Consider the following 18112-nt stretch of genomic DNA (forward strand, 5'->3'; position numbering starts at 1 on the left):
GCTCGTCGCTCAGTATGCTGAGCCCGATGAGCCCTTCAGCGAAGCAGGCGGCACGCACGGCCAAGAACAGCAGGGTCGTGCGGGGGCTCGCCCGCGCCGGCTTCGTCGCCAGCGGGCTCCTGCACATCCTGATCGGCCTCATCGCGATCGCTCTCGCGACCGGCACGAGCGGCGGCAAAGAGGCGGACCAGTCCGGGGCGTTCGCAGAGCTCGCGGCGGCTCCAGGCGGCCAGTTCCTGTTGTGGGCCGCCGCCCTCTGTTTCACCGCGCTCGGTCTCTGGCTGCTGCTCAGCGCCTTCCTCGACCGCTCCTGGGAGGGAGCGCGCTCGCGGGCGGCGCACATCGTGGAGAACATCGTCAAGGCCATCGTGTACCTCGTCCTCGCGTACACCGCCTACGTCTTCGCGATCGGTGGCGCAGCGAGTTCCGCGCAATCCACCAGCCAGTTCGGGGCGAAGCTGCTGTCGACCCCGGGCGGCGTGTTCCTGGTGGTCGCGATCGGGCTCGTCCTTCTCGGTGTCGGCGGCTTCATGGTGTTCAAGGGCATCACGCGGCGATTCGAGCGCGACATCCGGGTTCCCTCCGGCGTCCGGGGTACGGCAGTGAGGGTTCTCGGAGTCGTCGGCTATGTCGCCCGCGGTGTGGCGCTCGGCGCCGTCGGGGTGCTGTTCGTCGTGGGAGCCTCCACCAACGATCCGGGCAAGACGACCGGGCTGGATGGCGCGCTCAAGGCGTTCTTGAGCGTCCCCTTCGGCGTGTTCGTGCTGATCGCCATCGGCATCGGGTGGATCGCCTACGGCATCTACGCCTTCTTCCGGGCGCGGCTCGCGCAGCTCTAGCCGCCGCTCAGCGGAAGGTCCCGCGGCGCACCGGCGATCAGTGCCGCAGCTCTCGCTGGACGCCTCCCCTCACGGAGGAGACGGCGACCACGTCCTCCCGGCCCGGAGTGCAGGATCGGCTTCTACACTCGGCTCATGCAGACGCAGGACGTGGTCGTGATCGGAGCCGGCTTGGCAGGCCTGCGGTGTGCCGCCGAACTGGCGGCCCGCGGGCGCGAGGTGGTCGTGCTCGAGGCCGCGGATCGCGTCGGTGGGCGCCAGCGGACCGACCGCGTCGACGGCTTCACCCTCGACCGCGGGTTCCATGTCCTGAACACCGCCTACCCGGCCGTCCGCTCCGCGGTGGACGTCGGCGCTCTCGACGTGGCGGCGTTCCCGACCGCCGTCCGGGTGCGCCGCACCGACGGGTCGATGGCCACCCTCGCGCATCCGCTCCGGCACCCGCAGCTGCTCCCGGCGACGCTCGCCGGCGGACTCGTGACACCGCGCGACGTCGTCGGTCTCGCCCGTTGGCTCGGGCCGATCGTTCTCCGGCCGCGCACTGCGGTGGCTCGCCCCGACCGCACCATCGGCGAGGGCTGGGATGCCGCGGGCCTGACCGGAGCGCTGCGCACCCAGGTCCTGTCGCCGTTCTTCTCGGGAGTTCTCGCCGACTCGTCCGAGACGACGTCCGATACCTACGTGCGTCTTCTCGCCCGATCGTTCCTGCCCGCCGCCGCGGGACTGCCCCGCGCGGGCATCGCCGCGCTCCCGGTCGCGCTCGCCTCGCGCGCGCGTGCCGCGGGAGCCGACATCCGGCTCGACCGCCGGGTGAGCCGACTGCGGCGACGGGACGGCCGCTGGGAGGTGGATGCGCTCGGCGAGACAACCCTGCTCGCGCGCGACGTCGTTGTGGCGGTGGGCGCGGAGGCTGTCGAGGGGCTCGTGGACGTGCCCGGCCCCTCCACCCGGGGACTGCAGACGTGGTGGTTCTCGGCCGAGGAGACTCCGGCGTCAACCCTTCTGACGCTCGACGGGTCTCGCGGCGGTCCGATCGTCAACGCGCTGGCGATCTCCGCCACGATCCCGGAGGCAGCGCCGCACGGGCGCCACCTCGTGCAGGCGACCTGCCTGTGGTCCCCCGGGCAGGTCGCGAGCGAGAGCGATGTCCGCGCCCAGCTCGTGCGGTTGTACGGGCAGGACTCGGCGTCGTGGCGACTCCTCCGGCGCGACGACATCCCGCACGCCCTTCCCGCGCTGCCCCCGCCGATGCGGCGCTCGTCCCCTGCGCGCATCGGCCCCGGCCTGCATCTCGCGGGCGACCATCGGGAGTCACCGTCGATCCAGGGGGCCCTGCAGTCCGGGCTGCGTGCGGCGAGGTCGGTGCTCGGCGAGCCCTTACCGGCTAGGAGTTCGACGCGATAAGCGCGGTGAGCTGTCCGCGGACATCGTCCCGGATGGTCGTGTCGTCGCGATCGGCCGGGCTGGTGGACAGGGCGAGGAGGAGGATCGCGGAGGCGATGTGCCCCAGGGCCGCGGCGTGCTCGGCCGTCGCGCCGGTGGTGCGCGCGATCGTCTGGGCCATGGCCTCCTCGGTCCGGGCGGCGATCTCGAGTGCCTGCGCATGGTGGGGCTCGGACGGGTCGCCGAAGACCATCTCGCGGAGGTAGGTGCGCCCGTTCTCCACCTGCGTGCGGTTGCAGTGGATGACCGGCGCGGCGATGGCGAGGACGGCATCCACTGGGTCCTTGAGCGCTTCCGCCGCGTCGCGGCCCTCCTGGAGGGCGTCGGCGTAGAGCGCGTTCTGCACCATCAGGAGGAGTTCGCCCTTCGTGCGCGCGTAAAAGAAGAGCGTTCCCGCGCCGATGTCCGCGGCGTCCGCCACCTCCTGAGTCGTGACGTCGTCGACGCCGCGCTCCGCGAAGAGCCGGCCCGCCGCGGCGATGATCCGGTCGAGCTTCTCCTGCTTGTTGCGCTCTCGCCGACCGGGGGCGGCGGGGGTGGCGGTCATTTCATCACCATAACCCGCCGCACGTGGTGGCTCACTCGGCCGGGACAGAGGCGACGACCTTGCCCCGGACACCGCTCTTTCCGAGGCCGGCGAGCGCCTCCGGGATCTCGTCGAGAGAGATCACGCGGCCGACGATCGGGCGGATCGCACCCGACTCGACGAGCGTGGAGATCTTTCGCAACTGATCTCCATTCGCGGACATCCAGAGGAACGAGTAATCGACGCCCGCCGTCCGGGCCGCGCGGCGCACACTCCGGCTGATCGCGGCGATGCCGGCGCGCAGCAACGGCTTGAGGCCGAGCTGACGGGCGAAGGCCGGGTCGGGCGGTCCGGCGATGCCGATCGCCCGACCGCCGGGGCGCAGGATGCGCAGCGACTTCATCAGGTTCTCGCCGCCGACGCTGTCGAGGACGAGGTCGTACCCGGCGAGCTGCTGCTCGAAATCGTCGGCCCGATAATCGATGACGACGTCCGCCCCGAGCGACGCCACGAACTCCGCGTTCGCAGCACTGGCCGTGGTGGCGACCGTGGCGCCGAGGTGCTTCGCGAGCTGGATCGCGATCGAACCCACTCCCCCGGCACCGGCGTGGATGAGCACCTTCTGCCCCGGCCGCACGTCCGCCCGCACGACGAGCGCCTGCCACGCGGTCAGCGCCACCAGCGGGAGGGAGGCGGCTTCGACCATCGTGAGCGCGTCGGGGATCGGGGCCAGGTCGCTCTCGTCGGCGGCGACCCGCTCGGCGAAGGTCCCGATCCGTCCGTCGCGCACGCGCCCGTAGACGGAGTCCCCCAGCTGGAACGACCGAACCTCCGATCCGACCTCGATCACGGTGCCGGCCACATCGTGCCCGAGGACCGCCGGAAGTCCGAGCGGGATGAGTCGGGAGAAGTCGCCCGCGCGGAGCTTCTCGTCGAGCTGGTTCAGGCCGGCGGCGCGCACGTCGATGAGGACGTCGAGCGGACCGACGGCCGGTTCGGGGAGCTCGCGGACGGCGAGCGGCTTCGTGTAGGACGTGAGGACGACGGCTTTCATGAAATCCTTCTTTTTCGAGTTGACTCTATTTTGAGCGTACTCGATATAAGGCTCCGCCCGCTGCGGTTATTCCAGGGGCCCGACGGAAACTGGGGAGCGCGCATCCGGCGCGGGAGTCGTAGAGTTCCGCCATGTCGGCGACCTCCCTGCCCTCCTCCGGTGATGAACCCCCTCTCGACGGTCCGAAGACCTGCGACGCAAGCGGCATGGCCGAGATCCATCGGCTGTTCCGCCACTCCTTCGCAGAAGCCCCCGGTCTGGTCGAGGGCGTCGCCGAGGGCGACACCGCACATGCGGACGTCGTGGCCTCGCAGCTCAACCTGATCTCCGTCTCCCTCCATGGCCACCACGAAGGCGAGGACACCCGGCTCTGGCCGATGATCGACGAGCGACGGCCCTCGTGCGCCCTGCACGTCGAGCGGATGAAACAGCAGCACGCCACGATGCTGGTCCACCTCCAGGAGCTGGACCGCGCAGTCCCGGACTGGAGGGCGGCTCCCGGCGCGCAGACGGCCGCACCCGTCCAGGCCGCCCTGGGCGGCATCAACGCCGCCCTCGCCGAGCATCTCCCGGACGAGGAGACCAACATCGTCCCCGTGATGGAGCACACCCTCACCGAGCGGGAGGTCGAGTGGTTCGCCAAACACGGCCGGGCCAGCACGCCGAAGGGGCAGACGTGGAACATGCTCGGCGCGATCCTGGCCGCGCAGCCGGACGGCGGCACCGAGTGGATGGGCAAGAACCTGCCGGGGCCGGTCACCCTGGCCTGGCGATGGGTCGGCGCCCCCAAGTACTCGCGGTACCGCGCCGCACTGGAGGGGCGGACAACGACCTCGGCGTGAGCTCGCGGTTCCTCCGCGCTCGGGCCTTCGGTCAGCGGACGGCAGCGGCGGTGCAGGCGACCAGCACCGAGCCGATGACGTCGGTCAGGTAATGGGCGCTGACATAGAGGCGGATCGCCGCCATGCCGACGACCGCGACGACGCCCAGGGCGGCCACCCGGCGAGCGCGACCACTTGCCACGCGCATCCTCACCAATCAACCTGGGTGCGGCAGCCTTCGGCTCGAGATGTCGTGTGCTGCTCGCGCACCATGCAAGGAGGAGCCATGCCCGATGCAGACCAACTGCGGCAGGCCTACAAGAACGTCATCGCCGCCGTCGAAGCCGATGATGCGGATGCCCTGGCTGCACGTATCAGCCCCCACATCGTCGACCACAGTGGGATTCCCGATCAACCTCCCGGCGCCGCTGGGGTGATTGCGTGGATGCACGGGATGCACGAGAGCCTGTCGGGCCTCAGGGGCGTGGTGGAGGACATCGTGGTGGAAGGCGACAGAGTCGCGGCCCGGATGACGTGGACAGGAACCCATACCGGATCACTCGTCGGGTTGCCGGCGACCGGCAAGCACGTGACCCTCCCCGCGATGCACCTGCTCCGCTTCGAGGACGGTGTGGCCGCCGAGTGGTGGGGCGTACCCGATCTCTACGGTGCGCTCGTCGGCCTCGGCGTTACCTTCGAGCTCCCGCCGACGTGACCGACCCCGGGCTCAGGCGAGCGTCTCCGCATCCGCGGGCGGGTGCTCGTCGACGGTGCGCGCGTTCGTCAGCGTGAGGGCGCCGAAGCCCGCGATCAGCCCCACCGCCACGGCGAGGATGCCGAAGATCACCTGCTCGCCGTCGAAGAACGTCGTGACCAGTGCGTGGCTCCACGTGCCGTTGGGCAGCACGGTGGTGACGAGCACGGCGATGAGTGTTCCGACGACCGCGGTGCCGATGCTCGTGCCGACTTCCTGCGCTGCGTCGTTCATCGCAGCGCCCATGGACGTTCGGTTCTCGGGCATCGCCCCGACGAGCGCGACAGCGCAGATCGTCATGACGGTGCGCAGGCCGATCGTCATCACGATCATCGAGAGGGCGATCGCCGCGTAGTTCTGCTGCACGCTCGACGCCATCATGCCGAGGCTGGCTGCGAGCAGCAGGGCACCGACGAAGCAGGCGATCCGGTGCCCGAAGCGACGCACGAGCCACTCGGTCAGCGGTGTTGCGAAGATCATCGTCACGATGATCGGGAGGTTCGCGAGCCCCGCCATGAGGGGCGACCATCCCCAGGCGTACTGGAAGTGCAGTACGAGCGCGAACATCACGCCGGCCATCGCGATCGAGCTGCCGATCTGAGCGATGGCGGCTCCCCGGACGGTGCCGCGGCGGAACAGTGCGAGGTCGAGCATCGGTGCTGCCGCTCGACGCTCGCGCACGACGAACAGGACGAGGGAGGCCACCGCGCCGAGCGCGACCGCGATCGTGACGGGAGACGACCACCCGTTCTGCACTCCGCTGGTGAGGGAGTAGCAGGCGAGACCGATCGTCAGGATGCTGAGGACAGCTCCGGGAACGTCGAGCCGGTCCTTCGTGAGCCCATCGGCCGTGTCGGGCGCGACACCGAAGTGCACGCCGAGGCACGCGATGAGGGCGATCGGCGCGTTGACGAGCAGCAGCCATTGCCACGAGAGGTGCGCGAGCACGCTGCCGGCGAGCAGCGGGCCGAGAACGAAGCCGGACATGCCCACGACCATCATCAGGGTGATCGCGCGCATCCGGAGCTTGTCGTCGTCGAACAGCCGGAACACGAGGGAGTTGGTGATGGGCGCCATCGCCGCCGCGGCGATGCCGAGCAGCGCACGCAGCGCGATGAGCTCGCTGGTGGTGGTGACCAGCAGCACGCCCAGGCTCAGCAGGCCGAACAACCCGAGCCCCACCTGAAGCACCCGGCGGCGACCGAAGCGGTCGGCGATCGAGCCGGCGGTCAGCAGCAGCCCGCCGAAGGTGAGCGAGTACGCGCCGGTGATCCACTGCAGGGAGGTGGTGTCGCCCCCGAGGCTGCGCCCGATCGTCGGAAGCGCGACGGAGAGCAGCGTGTTGTCGACCATCTCGACGAAGAAGGCGAGGCACAGCGCGGCCAGCGGCATCCACGCGGCTTTCATGGACACATAGCTGCGGGGCCGAGCAGAGGTGAGAGTGCTCATGACAACTCCTCAATCGAACAGTGTTCGAGTCTCGAACAACGTTCGATAGAATAGAACACCGTTCGATAATCTGCAAGCGAAGGTACAGGTTGTGATGGGATGGGTGGCATGAGCAGTCCAGGGCGAGACGCAGAGGCGCGGGCACGCGGCCACGAGCCGCAGAAGCGACCCCGGGCTTCGCACTCCCTGGAGTCCGTACTGTCCGAGGCAGTGGCGATTCTCGACGAGTCCGGCGCACAAGGGCTCACCATCCGCGCCCTCGCCAACCGGCTCGGCGGCGGCCCAGCGAGCGTGTACTGGTACGTGTCAGGACGCGACGAGCTCCTCGACCTCGCGGCCGACTCCGTGCTCGCCGGCGTGCTGGAGTCCGTCGCCGACGTGGCGTCCGGGGATCCGATCGCCGATCTGCGCGCGATCGCCCGCACACTCTTCGACGCCATCGTCGACCGCCCCTGGCTCGGCGCCTACGCCATGCGCGACACCGGACGGCAGGTCCACTCGCTCCAGCTGTACGAGCGGATCGGCGAGGAGGTGATGCGTCTCGGACTCGGGGCCCGCCAGTCCTTCTACGCCGCCTCGGCGGTGGTGGGCTTCGTCATCGGCACCGCGGCCGACATGGGCCAGGAGCTGCCGGATGCGGTCCTCTCGGGCGAGCTCGACCAGAAGCAGTATCTCGCGGAGGCCACCAAACAGTGGCGGGCGCTCGACCCTGTGGAGTACCCATTCATCCACCACATCGTCGACGAGTTCGCCGTGCACGATGACCGCGATCAGTTCCGCGCGGGACTCGATCTCCTGCTGGCTGGCCTCGAGCTGCAGGCCTCGGCCCGTTGACCTCAGCAGAGATCGGACACTCAGCCAGCACTCCCAGGCGCCGACGTCCATGAAGCCCGGACGCTGGTACACGGAATGGCCCTCCGCGCTCGATCGCAGCCAGGCCCCTTGTGCGCCCGAGGCCAGCGCGTCGCGGTCCCTTCCCAGCGTCCGCCATCGCCGCTACCGTGTGGTCATCTCGATGGAGGGGGAACGAGTCAATGAAGCTCACGATCAGCCTGCAGATCACCCTGGACGGCGTCGCCCAGGCCAACGGCGGCAACAACGAGGAGATGGATCCCGGGTTCACGCGTGGCGGCTGGGCTCTCCCGCTGAACGATGATGACGCGGTTCAGTACATCCTCGACACCTGGAGACGCCCCGACGCGTTCCTTCTCGGACGAAAGACCTACGGGTTGTTCGAGACGTACTGGGGCGCACGAAGCGAAGACGGTGGATTCGGTGAGGCGATCTCGTCCAAGCCCAAGTACGTCGTCTCGACCAGCCTCGCCGATCCGACCTGGGAACACACCACGGTGATCGGCGAGGACGCTCTCACCCGCATCCGGGAACTCAAGGCGCAGCCGGGCGGCGAACTGCTCGTCGTCGGCAGCGTCGCACTCGCGCGGTGGCTGCTGGAGAGCGAACTGGTCGACGAGCTGAACCTGATCCAGTTCCCCGTCATCGTCGGCGAGGGCCAACGCGTGTTCCCCCAGCGCGGGCTCGACTTCGCCCTCCGGCTGACGGACTCTCGCGTGTTCGGGAGTGGGATCGTCGCTCTCACCTATGACGTGGACGGACGCCCCGAGTACGCCTGACAGCGGCCTCACCCGCTCCGACCGCCTCTTCAAAGAAGATCCCCGAAGCGCAATAATTGAGCGCCGACTCCGCCGGGGCGCACAGAACAAGCGCCTCAGAGGCACCCGCGCAGCTTTGGAGCTTTGCGACAAAATCGCCGGCATCGCGTGACCTGCTCTTGGGTCTCTCGTGAAATGTGGCCCCCGTTTTGGTGTACCGATCGGTCTTGTCCCCCATAATGCGGACAAGTACATTCATCTCTAGCCGACGCGACTGCCCGACATATCGGTCGCGGGCGGCTTGATGAAGGGGAACCCGTCCCCTCATGAACTTCGCCCCGATGCCGGGGCATCGCTCTACGTCGACCCGACGACGCGGCACCCTGTCGCGCTCACTTCGAGCGCGCACGGCCACGCCTGCCGGGTCCTGACCCGAACAGAATGTGAGTGTGTGATGAACAGGTTCCTGAAAGGCGCGATCTCCGGGGCTGCTGGGGTGGTCCTCCTTCTCGGGGGCGCCGGATCCTTCGCCCTGTGGAACGGCACCGCCAGCGCTGCGGCCGGTACCGTGCAGTCCGGGACGATGACGATCGCGAAGACCCCCGGTTCCGCGCCGGCATGGACGGTCACCCACGGCGGCGTGACGACCCCGATCTCGTCGATCGACGCCTTCCGGATCGTTCCGGGCGACACCCTGACCCTCACACAGAAGGTCGACATCTCGGCCTCCGGCGACAACCTCTCCGCGATCCTGAGCCTCGACCCGTCGTCGATCGCGATCGGCGGCAACGCTGCAAGCTCGGAACTCGCGAGCGCTCTGGCGCGGACCGCGACCATGACGATCCCCGGCACGCTGCCCGCCGGCCTCTCGACCGGCCCGGCGCCGTACTCGTACAAGGTCACGGGTGCCCTGGGCACGAAGACGGTCACCATCGTGCTGAGCGCGCCGTTCGACGCGACCGGCACGGCCGCGCAGGGCGGCACGATCGACCTGACGAAGCTCGCGTTCAAGCTGGCCCAGCAGTAGCCGAGCGAATTCAGCCAGTCGAGCCAGCATCCGGGGAGGAGAAGCGAGGATGTCCGATCTGCGGGGAGCGTGGAAGGCGCTGGGGACCGGTGCCCTGGCCGCTGCCGCTGTCGTCGCCGCACTCCTCCCCGGGACCGGAACCCACGCTCTGTGGAACGGCGTCGCGACCACGGATGCCGGGACGGTCACGGCTGCCACAGTCTCTGTGACAGAGGCGATCGCGCCGCCCCTCGACGTCGTCTTCCGGTCCGGGCGCACCACCACGACCGGAGGCGTGCTCGTAACCAATACGAGCAGTGTGGCCACCTCGGTGAGCACTGTCGCGACTCTCGGTCCCGGTAGCTCCGCCCCTCTGGCAGCGGCCATCTCGGTCCTCGCCTGGCCCACCGAGAGCACCGCATCCTGCACTGCTTCCGCCGTCGCCCCGTCGACCGCCTACTCCGCCACCTGGGCGTCGGCGGCGGGTCTGGCCCTGACCCGTACGCTCGGCCCCGGCGAATCGAGCAGCCTCTGCGTCCAGACGACGATGAACGTCGCGTCGGAATCCGGAATCGCCAGCGGGTCGGCGGTCGACCTGGCGATAACGACGACGGCGAGCGCCGGCACCTGGTCGAGCACTGCGACCGGTGGAGCCACACAGTCCTTCGTCGACGACCTCGCTCCGTCCGCACCGTCGAATCTGACGGCGAGCACCGCTGCGGGCTCCGCCGGTGCGGTGGAACTGTCGTGGGCGGCCGCGGCAGACAACGTGGGCGTGGTCGGCTACGACGTGTACCGCAACGGCACGGCCGCACCGATCGGGTCCACCTCCTCGACGACGTTCACCGACGACGGTTCGACCACCGACACGGAACACACCTACTCGGTGGTGGCGCGGGATGCGGTGGGCCTGACCTCGCCGGCAGCCACTGTCGTGCTCGAGCCGGCCGCCGCCGGCTCTGCGCCCTCCTCCCCCTCGCCGGACCCGGTGACGCCATGAAACACGCGAAGACGAAGTCCCTGCTCGAGTACCTCGGCATCGGGCTGAGTGCAGGGCTCCTGGGCCTCGTCATCCTGGTCGCACTCGCCGCCATCGTGGTACCGAAGGTCGCCGGGGCGACGCCCGCGACCATCCTGACCAGCTCGATGGAGCCGACGCTTCCGCCCGGCACCCTGGTCATCGTGAAGCCGGTGCCGCTACACCAGATCCGCATCGGCGACGTCATGACCTACCAGCTCCGCTCCGGCGACCCGGCCGTCGTCTCACACCGCGTGGTCGCGATCACCCGGTCCACGACCGGGGGCCTCACGTTCACCACCAAGGGAGACAACAACGCGGAGAAGGATGCCCCGGTCATCCCGGCCCAGGTCCGCGGGGTCGTCTGGTACAGCGTGCCTCTGCTGGGCTTTGTGAACAGCGCCATCGACCACGGGCAGCGCTCGTGGATCGTGCCGGCCCTGGGGGTGCTGCTCCTGCTCTACTCGGGTTACATGATCCTCCGCGCCGCACTGGCGCCCACCCCTTCGCGGCGGCGGGCGCATTCCGCTGCGGCCACCAGCGGCGATGACCCCGGACGCCCTCTCGACGCGCGACCCGAAGTGGGGACTGCCCCGGGGTCCCCGCTGTGAGAACGTCGACTCAGGACCACGCCGACGTGCTCCTGCACTTTCGAACCCGAATCGAAGGAGAACGATCATGACCTTTTCACCCGGTGCCTCTGTCGACCCCGAGGCGGCCGCTTCGCTCGCGCACGTGATGCTCGAGTCGGAGATCCAAGCGCGGATCGCAGCGGTTCGCGAGCTCGCCAAGCAGCGCAAGACGATCCACGAGGCGCTCGCCGCCTACGAAGAGGGCTGGAACGCTGCGGTGAAGGAAGGCTGGACGGTCGAGCAGCTTCAGCAGATCGGCCTCAAAGAGGCCCCGTTCGAGACGTCGGACGACGCGCGCCCCGCCGTTGAAGCCGTCGCGCCTTATGCGGCGCCGGTCGCCCTCAGCACGGACTACCGCTCGGACGCCACCCCGGCGCCGAGCTACGACACGTCGTCGTTCGGTGGCCCTGTCGCGGTCCCGTTCAACGGCTGAGCGACTCAGTACCGAACGCTCGACGCTGCTCCTGTTCCTCTGCACCCGCGCCCACGCGGGTCAGAGCTGGCCGGGGCGACCCGCCTGAGTGCCGAGATCGCCCTGAGCGGCGGCGGACCCGCTCAGGCCGCCCCCGTACCCGCGCAGGACGAAGGCGAGCAGTACGGCGACGGCCGCACCCGCGAGCGGCCCCGCGACATAGACCCAGTAGTCACGGAAATCGAGACTGGCGAGGTCCGGCCCGAAAGTGCGGGCCGGGTTCATGGAGGTGCCCGAGATGGGGCTGCCCCACAGCCCCGCCAGCGCGATATACGACCCGACGCCGACGGCGCCGATGACACCGACGTTCTGTGCGCCTGACGCTGTGCCGAGGATGACGCTCACGAGCCCGAGGGTGAGCAGAGCTTCCATCCAGAAGGCTTGGAAGGACGAGTACCCCGGCGCGGGATAGTTGGACCCGTACTTCGCCGACACCCCGATGATCGCATGCAGCAGCCATGCGGCGAACGTCGCTCCGGCCAGCTGCACGACGATGTAGGCGGGCACCCTGCGCCACGGGAAGTCACCGCGCGCTGCGAATGCCAGCGTCACGGCGGGGTTCAGATGGGCACCGGAGACCTTGCCCATGAAGAGGATGATCCCCAGCACCATCAGTCCGGGCGCCACCACCGCGGCCGTCCGGCTGATCGTGCCCGGGAACGCCTGGCTCATCATTCCGCCGCCCGCCGCGACGATCACCAGCAGGAACGTCCCGTACAGCTCGGAGAAGAGCCGGCGCCACTCCTGTCGCGGGTTCTGAAAATCCGCCATCGGTGCGACCACTTCGAGCTCGAACCACCGCTCGAAACGTAGTGCGACACCCTGCCTGGCCTGCTCGTCCATTATCCTCCTCGGACTCGGCGACACCGCGGATGAGCGCACCGTTCACGACACCCGTGGTGCGTCTCGCGACGCACCATATCCCCTGCACGCGGCGCCGCGGCAGACCGCAACCTGGACCTGAGTCCGCCGGAGTGGCCCGGTGGCAGGGCGAGTCCCCGCCACCGGGTGGTCCTTCGATCAGCGGTGGCCGGCGGCGACAGTCATCGCCCCGAGCGTCAGCCAGCCGTCACGGTCGGCATCCTGCGCCTGGTTCGCGAACCGCACCGGCACGCCGCCGGGCAACGGGTTCGTCACCTGTGCGACCACGGTGTAACGGCCCGCGCCCAGTCCCCTGACGTCCACATCCTTCGTGAACCGGGCGCTGGCCCCGCTGGCGACGGTGCTCACCCTCCAGTCGGTCGCGATGGTCTTCGCGATCGTTCCCTTCTTGTCCACGAGCGCAAGAGTGAGTGGCCAGTCGTAGTAGAAGGGGGCGACGCCGCGGTTGGCGATCGTCAGACCAACCGTCGCGTGGCCGCCGGTCGCCGCCGCCGGTAGGAAGGCGGACGTGACGCGGAAGGAGTAGCCGAGTGACTGCGCGGCCTTCAGCGCCGCCGGCTTGTCCGCCGCCGAGTAGCCGGTCTGGAACGCGTAGTGGTCGATCAGCCAGCTGGAATGAGTCTGGGTGACGCTTCCGGGGAAGTCGTTGTCGCCGCCGTCCTCCAGCACCGGGCACCCGGCCGCGCTGAAGATGCACCCCTGCAACTCGGGCCGCAGCTCGCCGGCGATCGGCTGCGTCTTCCATTTCTCCGTTGCGCCGGCCGCTGCCATGTTGTCCATGAAGTGCCACCCCAGGGAGCTCGCCTTCGTCTCCAGCGCGAAAGAGTCGTCGTGATAGCCGATCGGCAGGTCCGCGTTCATCGCGTTGGGATTGCGAACCATGAGCCGGGTCGAGTGAAAGGCGGAGATGAAGTCGGTGAGCACTTCTCGCTGCGTGGCGTCGGAGGGCATCCAGTTCGGCTCGCCCGCATCCCCGTTGTACGGGTAGGTATGCCACTCGCCCCAGAATCCGATGAGACCGGCCTGCACGAATCCGACGCGGGCGTCACCGTCGTAGCGGGCTCCGAGCGCCGCGATGAAGGTGTCGAGCGCCGACCGCAGCGCCGGGTTGTCGTAGTCCGGCGACACGCTCACGCCGTTGTTGCCGTAGTCGTCGTAACTATGGGTGACGAGCCCGCCGTCCCGGAGGTACCGCGGAATGCCGCTCGGACGGCCCGGGTAGTCCAGGTAGAACCGCAGCGCCGTCTGGTGCCCACGAGAGGCGATATCGTCCAGGGCGGTGTCCATAGCGGACCAGTCGAAGGTGCCAGGACCGGTCATCACCGAATTGAGAGGGAAGTACGCCCACTCCATCGAGTAGGGGAATTTGTCGTAGGAGCCCTGGAAGGGGATGAAGCCCTTCAACGGGTTCACCTGAGGCTCGGCGGCCGGAGCGAGCGGCCTCCATCCTGGGCCGCCGGCCGCTGCAGGCGTGGCGGCGACGGCCGTGAGGGCGAGCGCCCCCGCAACCGCCATGGCGGCGGCGATGGTACGAACTGTCTTGCGCATGCTGGCTCGCTTTCTGATGACGGCCTCGTCACCGGGTTCTGTGGAGCGTGTGCGGCCGCGAGGATTCGCGGCAGTGGAGGCGCGGCGGAAGTGAGCGTCGCCGCGCCTCCACATCTAAACGACGAGCGATGCCGCGTCGGTCGCGGCTGTGCCCGTCATGATCGGGGTCAGGTCGACCTCGCGATCGTCGATCCGGAACGAATACCGGCCCGTCTGTTCGATGACCGAGGTCTCCTTCATGTATTCGGCCAGTTGCTCGCGCTCGCGCGAATTCAGCCAGGCGACCGGGTCGGAGGTCGACCGGAACTCGAGGATGGCGGCCGTATCCCGCAGCGCCTGTCGCTGAGCGTCGTCGAGCAGGCTTCGCTCGCTGCGGAAGTAGATCGCGTCCGGGTCCACCTCGTAGAGCCGCTTCATCCAGGTGCGGTTGAGCGAGGAGACGATCGAATTGCGGGCGCCGACACCGGAGGGATCCCCGACCCGTTCCGCGTTGTCCCAGAAGGCTCCGACGTCCGGCCCGACCCGGGCGCCGTCGAAGACCCCGACGCTGGGGATCATCGGGACGCCGCAGCCGAGCAGGTACACGGAGTCTCCGACCACCGAGCGGATGTGCTGAACCGCCTCCCGGTACGCGGCCTCGCGATGGAGAGCGACGCGGCGGTTGCCCGCGATGGCGCCCGCGTACATGAAGTCCAGTTTGAGGTAGCGGAAACCCCAGCCGACGACGCTCTCGAACACCTCGCGGAGGTGATCCTTGACCTCCTCCTGGGTGGTGTCCAGCGAGTAGTAGTGAGAGCCCCAGTTGTAGCCGCTGATCAGCGGCCGACCCTCGTCGTCCTGCACAAGGAGATCGGGACGGGACTGCGCGACCTCCGAGCCGGGGAGGGCGATCAGCGGCGCCAGCCAGAGCCCGGGGGTGAACCCGGCGTCGGCGATGGTGCGGGCCGTGGCCGCCATCCCCGACGGGAACTTCGGACCGGCCACCCAGTCGCCCACGATCGGCTCCCAGCCGTCGTCGAGCTGGAAGACGTCGAACGGATACCCGGCCAGGTCCGACGCAGTGCGGGCGACGAGCTCCTCGTCGATGTCCTCGTAGAAGGAGTACCAACTGCTCCACACCGTGCCGGCCCTGGCGGAGCGACGTCCCAGGCGTTCGGAGACGCGGTCCGCATAGTCGGCGAAGACTTCGCGCTCCGGGCCGTATGCGACGAACCAGGCCGCCTGGTCCTCTTCCGCTCGCCCCCAGAGGACGTTGCGGTCGGCGCCCACGCGCGGCGACCCGACGCCCAGCGCGCCGAGGAGGAGGACGTTGCCGTCCGCTCCGGTGACCGCACCGACGGCGGCGCCGGAGTGGGCGTGCGGCGTCTCGTTGGCCGCATCGTCCGCTGTCAGGAGCCGGCGTGGGCTGTTCTTGATGCCGATCGTCTCACCGTCGGTGCGCGCCCACCCGGAGGGGCTCCACGAGTTCCATCCGTGACGGTAGAACTCCGTTTCCCCGAAGGGATGCAGGAGTGCGACCGGACCGGCCGGGACGATGAACCCACCGGGCGCCGCCTCCGGCCGGCCGGGGAGGTTGGCTGGGATCCGGAGACCGCCGAAGTCGAAGGTGTGCAGCATGCTGAGCTTTCTGAAAAAGGGCCGGAGGGCCTGTCGATGGGGAGCGGGGGCGACCGGTCGCCGCCCCCGCTCGTCGGCTACTTGAAGAGCCCGTTGACCTGGTCGTTCGCTTTACCCAGCGCCGACTTCGCGTCCTGCTGGCCGAGCGCGACGCTCTGGATGGCGTCCTGAACGATCTGGCTGATCTCCGTGCCGTGGTAGCTGATCGGGATGATGAAGGTGCCGTCCTTGGCCTGCTGCTCGTCGAGGAACACCTTCGCGTTCAGACCGTCTTTCTCCCGGACGGCGGCGGACTTCTCTGACGCCTCCTTGATGGCAGGGAAGACCACACCGGTCGCGGCCACTGTGTTCTGGCAGTCGGACGACGCCAAGTACTTGACCCACTTCCAGGCCTGGTCCTTGTGCTTGCTCCCCGCGTAGATGGCGTCCGAGAGACCGTTGATCGCCGACTTGCGGCCCTCCGGCCCGACCGGGAGCGGTGCGAAGCCGAACTGGTCGGTCTTGCCCTTGTAGGAAGCGAGGTTGAACGAGCCGAGCGTGGTCAGCGCTCCCCCGTTGTTGGCCAGCACCTCCGAGCGAGCAAGCGTCGACTGCACATCGAGCTTGGGAGCGTAACCCTTGTCCGACAGATCGGCGAGCCACTGCACCGTCTTCGCCAGCTTCGGGTCGTTGTAGTTGAACTTGGTGCCGAACGGATTCTTGTCAGCGTAGGTCCACCCCGTCGAGTAGGCGAAGTTGCCCCAGCCGTTCTGGCCCTGGGAGCCGTCCGCCCATTCGGGCAGGAAGCCGTAGACCTTGACGTTGTTCTTGTCGAAAGCCGGGTCGAGCCCGTTGTGCCCGCTCTTGTCGACGGTCAGCTTTGCGATCGTCTGCTCGAAAGTGCCCCCGTCGTTGGGGTTCCACGTGAGGTCCGACAGCGACGCCTCGTCGATGCCGGCGGCTTTGAGGTCCGCCTTGTTGTAGACGAGGCCCATCGTGTCCCAGTCCTTCGGAAGGCCGTAGCGAGCGTCGCCGACCTTCCACAGATCGGCCAGGCCGTCCACGTACTGGCCGAGGTCGACCTTGTCCTTGTCCACCATCGGTTGGATGTCGACGATCTGCTTGTCCTGCACGAACTGCGGGTAGTACGACGCCTGGTCGACCCACACATCGGGCGCACTGCCCGCGGCGATCTGCGTCGACAGGTTGGTCCAGTACTGCCCCCACGCCGACTGCGAGATCTTGATGGTGATGTCGGGGTTCTCCTTGGTGAACTGCTGTGCGCACTGCTGGTAAGCCGGCACCTGGGTGTCGTCCCACATCCAGTACTGCAGCGTCACCTTCTCATTCGAGCCGGATCCGGTGGACGAACACGCCGTGACTCCGGCGAGTAGTGCGGCGGCGGCGGCGATGGCGGCGACGCGACGGAGCTTTCTCATTCGTTTCTCTCTCTGTGTGGATGGTGCATCGGGATGAGGGGTTGGGAGGGTGGGGCTGGTCACTTGATGCCGGTGAAGTTGAGCGATTCGACGATCCGGCGGCCGAGGAAGATCAGCAGGATGAGGACGGGGATGACCGAGAGCGTGGATCCGGCCATGAGCCCGGTCCAGTCCGGCTGCGTGTTCGGGGACTGCTGCAGGTACACGCCGAGCGCGACGGTCATCGTGCGCACGCTCTCGTCTCGTCCGATCAGGAGCGGCCACAGGTAGTCCTTCCACGCCCACACCACGGTGATGAGGCCGATGGTGATCAGCGGGCCGCGGCTCATCGGCAGGGCGACCCGCCAGAAGACGCGGATCTTGCCGGCGCCGTCGAGCATCGCGGCCTCCTCGACGTCGACCGGGATGTTGAGGAAGAACTGCCGCAGGAAGAACAGCGCGAACGGGGTCATCAGGAGGCTCGGCGCCACCATTCCGAACACGTTGTTGAGCAGGCCGAGGTCACGCACCAGCACGAAGTTCGGAAGCAGAGTGAAGATCCCGGGAACCATGAGTGCGGCGATCAGGATCGCGAACAGGAGGTTGCGGGCCGGGAAGCGCAGCCTGGCGAACGCATAGCCTCCCATCGCGCAGAACAGGGTCTGGAAGAACCCGATCAGCGCGCAGTAGACGATGGAGTTCCACAGGTACAGCAGGAAGTTGATGGAGGCGCCGGAGCCCCCGGCCGCTTGGTCCTGCGCCGGGGTGAGGAACCCGAGGACCCGGGCGAAGTTGATGAACGTCGGGCTTCCGGGGAAGAACGATCCGGAGTCCTTGATCACGTCGGCCGCCGGCGTGAGCGCTGTCTTCAGCATCCAGTAGAAGGGGAACAGCGTCAGCACCAGGGAGACGATCAGTACGGTCCAGCCGAGGGCGCGGCCGATCGAGAACCTGCGCCGGGTGGCGGTGCGTGCGGGAGCCGCAGGCGCGGCCGCCTCAGCGGAGAGGACGGGTGTCACCGGTTGTGTCATGGTCATGGTCGTC

At 68.6% G+C, this 18112-nt stretch carries 19 protein-coding genes; 10 read left to right on the forward strand and 9 right to left on the reverse strand.

Annotated elements, in window-relative coordinates; translation table 11 throughout:
* The first annotated feature begins 26 nt into the window (after positions 1 to 26).
* Both QRN40_RS04500 and QRN40_RS04505 read left to right on the forward strand, forming a co-directional pair.
* The gene (locus QRN40_RS04500; RefSeq protein WP_285114297.1) at positions 27 to 839 is read left to right on the forward strand and encodes a DUF1206 domain-containing protein; all 813 of its coding nucleotides are present in this window, start codon (positions 27 to 29) and stop codon (positions 837 to 839) included.
* A 135-nt stretch (positions 840 to 974) separates the two neighbouring features.
* Entirely contained in the window at positions 975 to 2243 is a 1269-nt protein-coding gene (locus QRN40_RS04505; protein ID WP_285114298.1) for an FAD-dependent oxidoreductase, read from the forward strand.
* Here QRN40_RS04505 and QRN40_RS04510 read toward each other — a convergent pair.
* On the reverse strand, positions 2224 to 2829 hold the full coding sequence (locus QRN40_RS04510; protein WP_285114299.1) for a TetR/AcrR family transcriptional regulator: 606 nt from the start codon (positions 2827 to 2829) through the stop codon (positions 2224 to 2226). The two genes, QRN40_RS04505 and QRN40_RS04510, sit on opposite strands and share 20 nt — an antisense overlap.
* A 31-nt stretch (positions 2830 to 2860) precedes the next feature.
* A complete protein-coding gene (locus tag QRN40_RS04515) occupies positions 2861 to 3862 on the reverse strand; it encodes an NADP-dependent oxidoreductase (RefSeq protein ID WP_285114300.1) in 1002 nt (333 codons plus the stop codon).
* Positions 3863 to 3993: 131 nt separating this feature from the next.
* Here QRN40_RS04515 and QRN40_RS04520 point away from each other — a divergent pair, with 131 nt between their 5' ends.
* Positions 3994 to 4704: a hemerythrin domain-containing protein gene (locus QRN40_RS04520; protein WP_285114301.1), complete on the forward strand. Its 711-nt coding sequence runs from the start codon at positions 3994 to 3996 to the stop codon at positions 4702 to 4704.
* A gap of 31 nt (positions 4705 to 4735) precedes the next feature.
* Here QRN40_RS04520 and QRN40_RS04525 read toward each other — a convergent pair whose 3' ends face one another.
* Positions 4736 to 4885 carry a phosphatase PAP2 family protein gene (locus QRN40_RS04525; RefSeq protein WP_285114302.1) on the reverse strand — a complete coding sequence of 50 codons (150 nt, stop codon included), beginning with the start codon at positions 4883 to 4885 and terminating at the stop codon, positions 4736 to 4738.
* 84 nt (positions 4886 to 4969) lie between these two features.
* Between QRN40_RS04525 and QRN40_RS04530 the strand changes: the two genes are divergently transcribed.
* Positions 4970 to 5398, forward strand: a complete 429-nt coding sequence (locus QRN40_RS04530) for an ester cyclase (protein WP_285114303.1) — start codon at positions 4970 to 4972, stop codon at positions 5396 to 5398.
* Positions 5399 to 5410: 12 nt separating this feature from the next.
* On the opposite strand, the gene QRN40_RS04535 is transcribed toward QRN40_RS04530, so the two are convergent.
* Positions 5411 to 6886: an MFS transporter gene (locus QRN40_RS04535; protein WP_285114304.1), complete on the reverse strand. Its 1476-nt coding sequence runs from the start codon at positions 6884 to 6886 to the stop codon at positions 5411 to 5413.
* Between the two features lie 210 nt (positions 6887 to 7096).
* Here QRN40_RS04535 and QRN40_RS04540 point away from each other — a divergent pair, with 210 nt between their 5' ends.
* The 6 genes from QRN40_RS04540 to QRN40_RS04565 all read left to right on the forward strand — a co-directional run bounded on the left by QRN40_RS04540 (position 7097) and on the right by QRN40_RS04565 (position 11585).
* Entirely contained in the window at positions 7097 to 7720 is a 624-nt protein-coding gene (locus QRN40_RS04540; RefSeq protein WP_502878895.1) for a TetR/AcrR family transcriptional regulator, read from the forward strand.
* Positions 7721 to 7920: 200 nt separating this feature from the next.
* Positions 7921 to 8517 carry a dihydrofolate reductase family protein gene (locus QRN40_RS04545; RefSeq protein WP_285114306.1) on the forward strand — a complete coding sequence of 199 codons (597 nt, stop codon included), beginning with the start codon at positions 7921 to 7923 and terminating at the stop codon, positions 8515 to 8517.
* A 433-nt stretch (positions 8518 to 8950) separates the two neighbouring features.
* Positions 8951 to 9523, forward strand: coding sequence for an alternate-type signal peptide domain-containing protein (locus tag QRN40_RS04550; protein ID WP_285114307.1), 573 nt, complete (start codon positions 8951 to 8953; stop codon positions 9521 to 9523).
* A 49-nt stretch (positions 9524 to 9572) separates the two neighbouring features.
* Positions 9573 to 10502 carry a hypothetical protein gene (locus QRN40_RS04555; RefSeq protein WP_285114308.1) on the forward strand — a complete coding sequence of 310 codons (930 nt, stop codon included), beginning with the start codon at positions 9573 to 9575 and terminating at the stop codon, positions 10500 to 10502.
* The gene (locus QRN40_RS04560) at positions 10499 to 11131 is read left to right on the forward strand and encodes a signal peptidase I (RefSeq protein WP_285114309.1); all 633 of its coding nucleotides are present in this window, start codon (positions 10499 to 10501) and stop codon (positions 11129 to 11131) included. Before QRN40_RS04555 ends, QRN40_RS04560 begins: the two co-directional genes overlap by 4 nt.
* 67 nt (positions 11132 to 11198) lie before the next feature.
* Positions 11199 to 11585: a hypothetical protein gene (locus QRN40_RS04565; RefSeq protein ID WP_285114310.1), complete on the forward strand. Its 387-nt coding sequence runs from the start codon at positions 11199 to 11201 to the stop codon at positions 11583 to 11585.
* A gap of 60 nt (positions 11586 to 11645) precedes the next feature.
* Here the strand turns inward: QRN40_RS04565 and QRN40_RS04570 are convergent, their stop codons facing one another.
* From QRN40_RS04570 to QRN40_RS04590, 5 genes are all read right to left on the reverse strand, one after another.
* Positions 11646 to 12467: an MIP/aquaporin family protein gene (locus QRN40_RS04570; RefSeq protein ID WP_285114311.1), complete on the reverse strand. Its 822-nt coding sequence runs from the start codon at positions 12465 to 12467 to the stop codon at positions 11646 to 11648.
* 177 nt (positions 12468 to 12644) lie between these two features.
* On the reverse strand, positions 12645 to 14054 hold the full coding sequence (locus QRN40_RS04575; RefSeq protein ID WP_285114312.1) for a DUF4832 domain-containing protein: 1410 nt from the start codon (positions 14052 to 14054) through the stop codon (positions 12645 to 12647).
* Positions 14055 to 14168: 114 nt separating this feature from the next.
* On the reverse strand, positions 14169 to 15671 hold the full coding sequence (locus QRN40_RS04580; protein WP_285114313.1) for a glycoside hydrolase family 36 protein: 1503 nt from the start codon (positions 15669 to 15671) through the stop codon (positions 14169 to 14171).
* A gap of 77 nt (positions 15672 to 15748) precedes the next feature.
* Complete coding sequence (locus tag QRN40_RS04585; RefSeq protein WP_285114314.1) at positions 15749 to 17089, reverse strand: ABC transporter substrate-binding protein; 1341 nt, start codon at positions 17087 to 17089, stop codon at positions 15749 to 15751.
* Positions 17090 to 17148: 59 nt separating this feature from the next.
* Entirely contained in the window at positions 17149 to 18105 is a 957-nt protein-coding gene (locus QRN40_RS04590; protein ID WP_285114316.1) for a carbohydrate ABC transporter permease, read from the reverse strand.
* Positions 18106 to 18112 lie beyond the last annotated feature (7 nt).

The sequence above is a fragment of the Leifsonia sp. fls2-241-R2A-40a genome, from assembly GCF_030209575.1.
GTDB lineage: Bacteria > Actinomycetota > Actinomycetes > Actinomycetales > Microbacteriaceae > Leifsonia.

Coding starts and splice junctions, on each gene's coding strand:
- QRN40_RS04500 (WP_285114297.1), top strand. CDS start 27: ATGAGCCCTTCAGCGAAGCAGGCGGCACGCACGGCCAAGAACAGCAGG.
- QRN40_RS04505 (WP_285114298.1), top strand. CDS start 975: ATGCAGACGCAGGACGTGGTCGTGATCGGAGCCGGCTTGGCAGGCCTG.
- QRN40_RS04510 (WP_285114299.1), bottom strand. CDS start 2,829: ATGACCGCCACCCCCGCCGCCCCCGGTCGGCGAGAGCGCAACAAGCAG.
- QRN40_RS04515 (WP_285114300.1), bottom strand. CDS start 3,862: ATGAAAGCCGTCGTCCTCACGTCCTACACGAAGCCGCTCGCCGTCCGC.
- QRN40_RS04520 (WP_285114301.1), top strand. CDS start 3,994: ATGTCGGCGACCTCCCTGCCCTCCTCCGGTGATGAACCCCCTCTCGAC.
- QRN40_RS04530 (WP_285114303.1), top strand. CDS start 4,970: ATGCCCGATGCAGACCAACTGCGGCAGGCCTACAAGAACGTCATCGCC.
- QRN40_RS04535 (WP_285114304.1), bottom strand. CDS start 6,886: ATGAGCACTCTCACCTCTGCTCGGCCCCGCAGCTATGTGTCCATGAAA.
- QRN40_RS04545 (WP_285114306.1), top strand. CDS start 7,921: ATGAAGCTCACGATCAGCCTGCAGATCACCCTGGACGGCGTCGCCCAG.
- QRN40_RS04550 (WP_285114307.1), top strand. CDS start 8,951: ATGAACAGGTTCCTGAAAGGCGCGATCTCCGGGGCTGCTGGGGTGGTC.
- QRN40_RS04555 (WP_285114308.1), top strand. CDS start 9,573: ATGTCCGATCTGCGGGGAGCGTGGAAGGCGCTGGGGACCGGTGCCCTG.
- QRN40_RS04560 (WP_285114309.1), top strand. CDS start 10,499: ATGAAACACGCGAAGACGAAGTCCCTGCTCGAGTACCTCGGCATCGGG.
- QRN40_RS04565 (WP_285114310.1), top strand. CDS start 11,199: ATGACCTTTTCACCCGGTGCCTCTGTCGACCCCGAGGCGGCCGCTTCG.
- QRN40_RS04570 (WP_285114311.1), bottom strand. CDS start 12,467: ATGGACGAGCAGGCCAGGCAGGGTGTCGCACTACGTTTCGAGCGGTGG.
- QRN40_RS04575 (WP_285114312.1), bottom strand. CDS start 14,054: ATGCGCAAGACAGTTCGTACCATCGCCGCCGCCATGGCGGTTGCGGGG.
- QRN40_RS04580 (WP_285114313.1), bottom strand. CDS start 15,671: ATGCTGCACACCTTCGACTTCGGCGGTCTCCGGATCCCAGCCAACCTC.
- QRN40_RS04585 (WP_285114314.1), bottom strand. CDS start 17,089: ATGAGAAAGCTCCGTCGCGTCGCCGCCATCGCCGCCGCCGCCGCACTA.
- QRN40_RS04590 (WP_285114316.1), bottom strand. CDS start 18,105: ATGACCATGACACAACCGGTGACACCCGTCCTCTCCGCTGAGGCGGCC.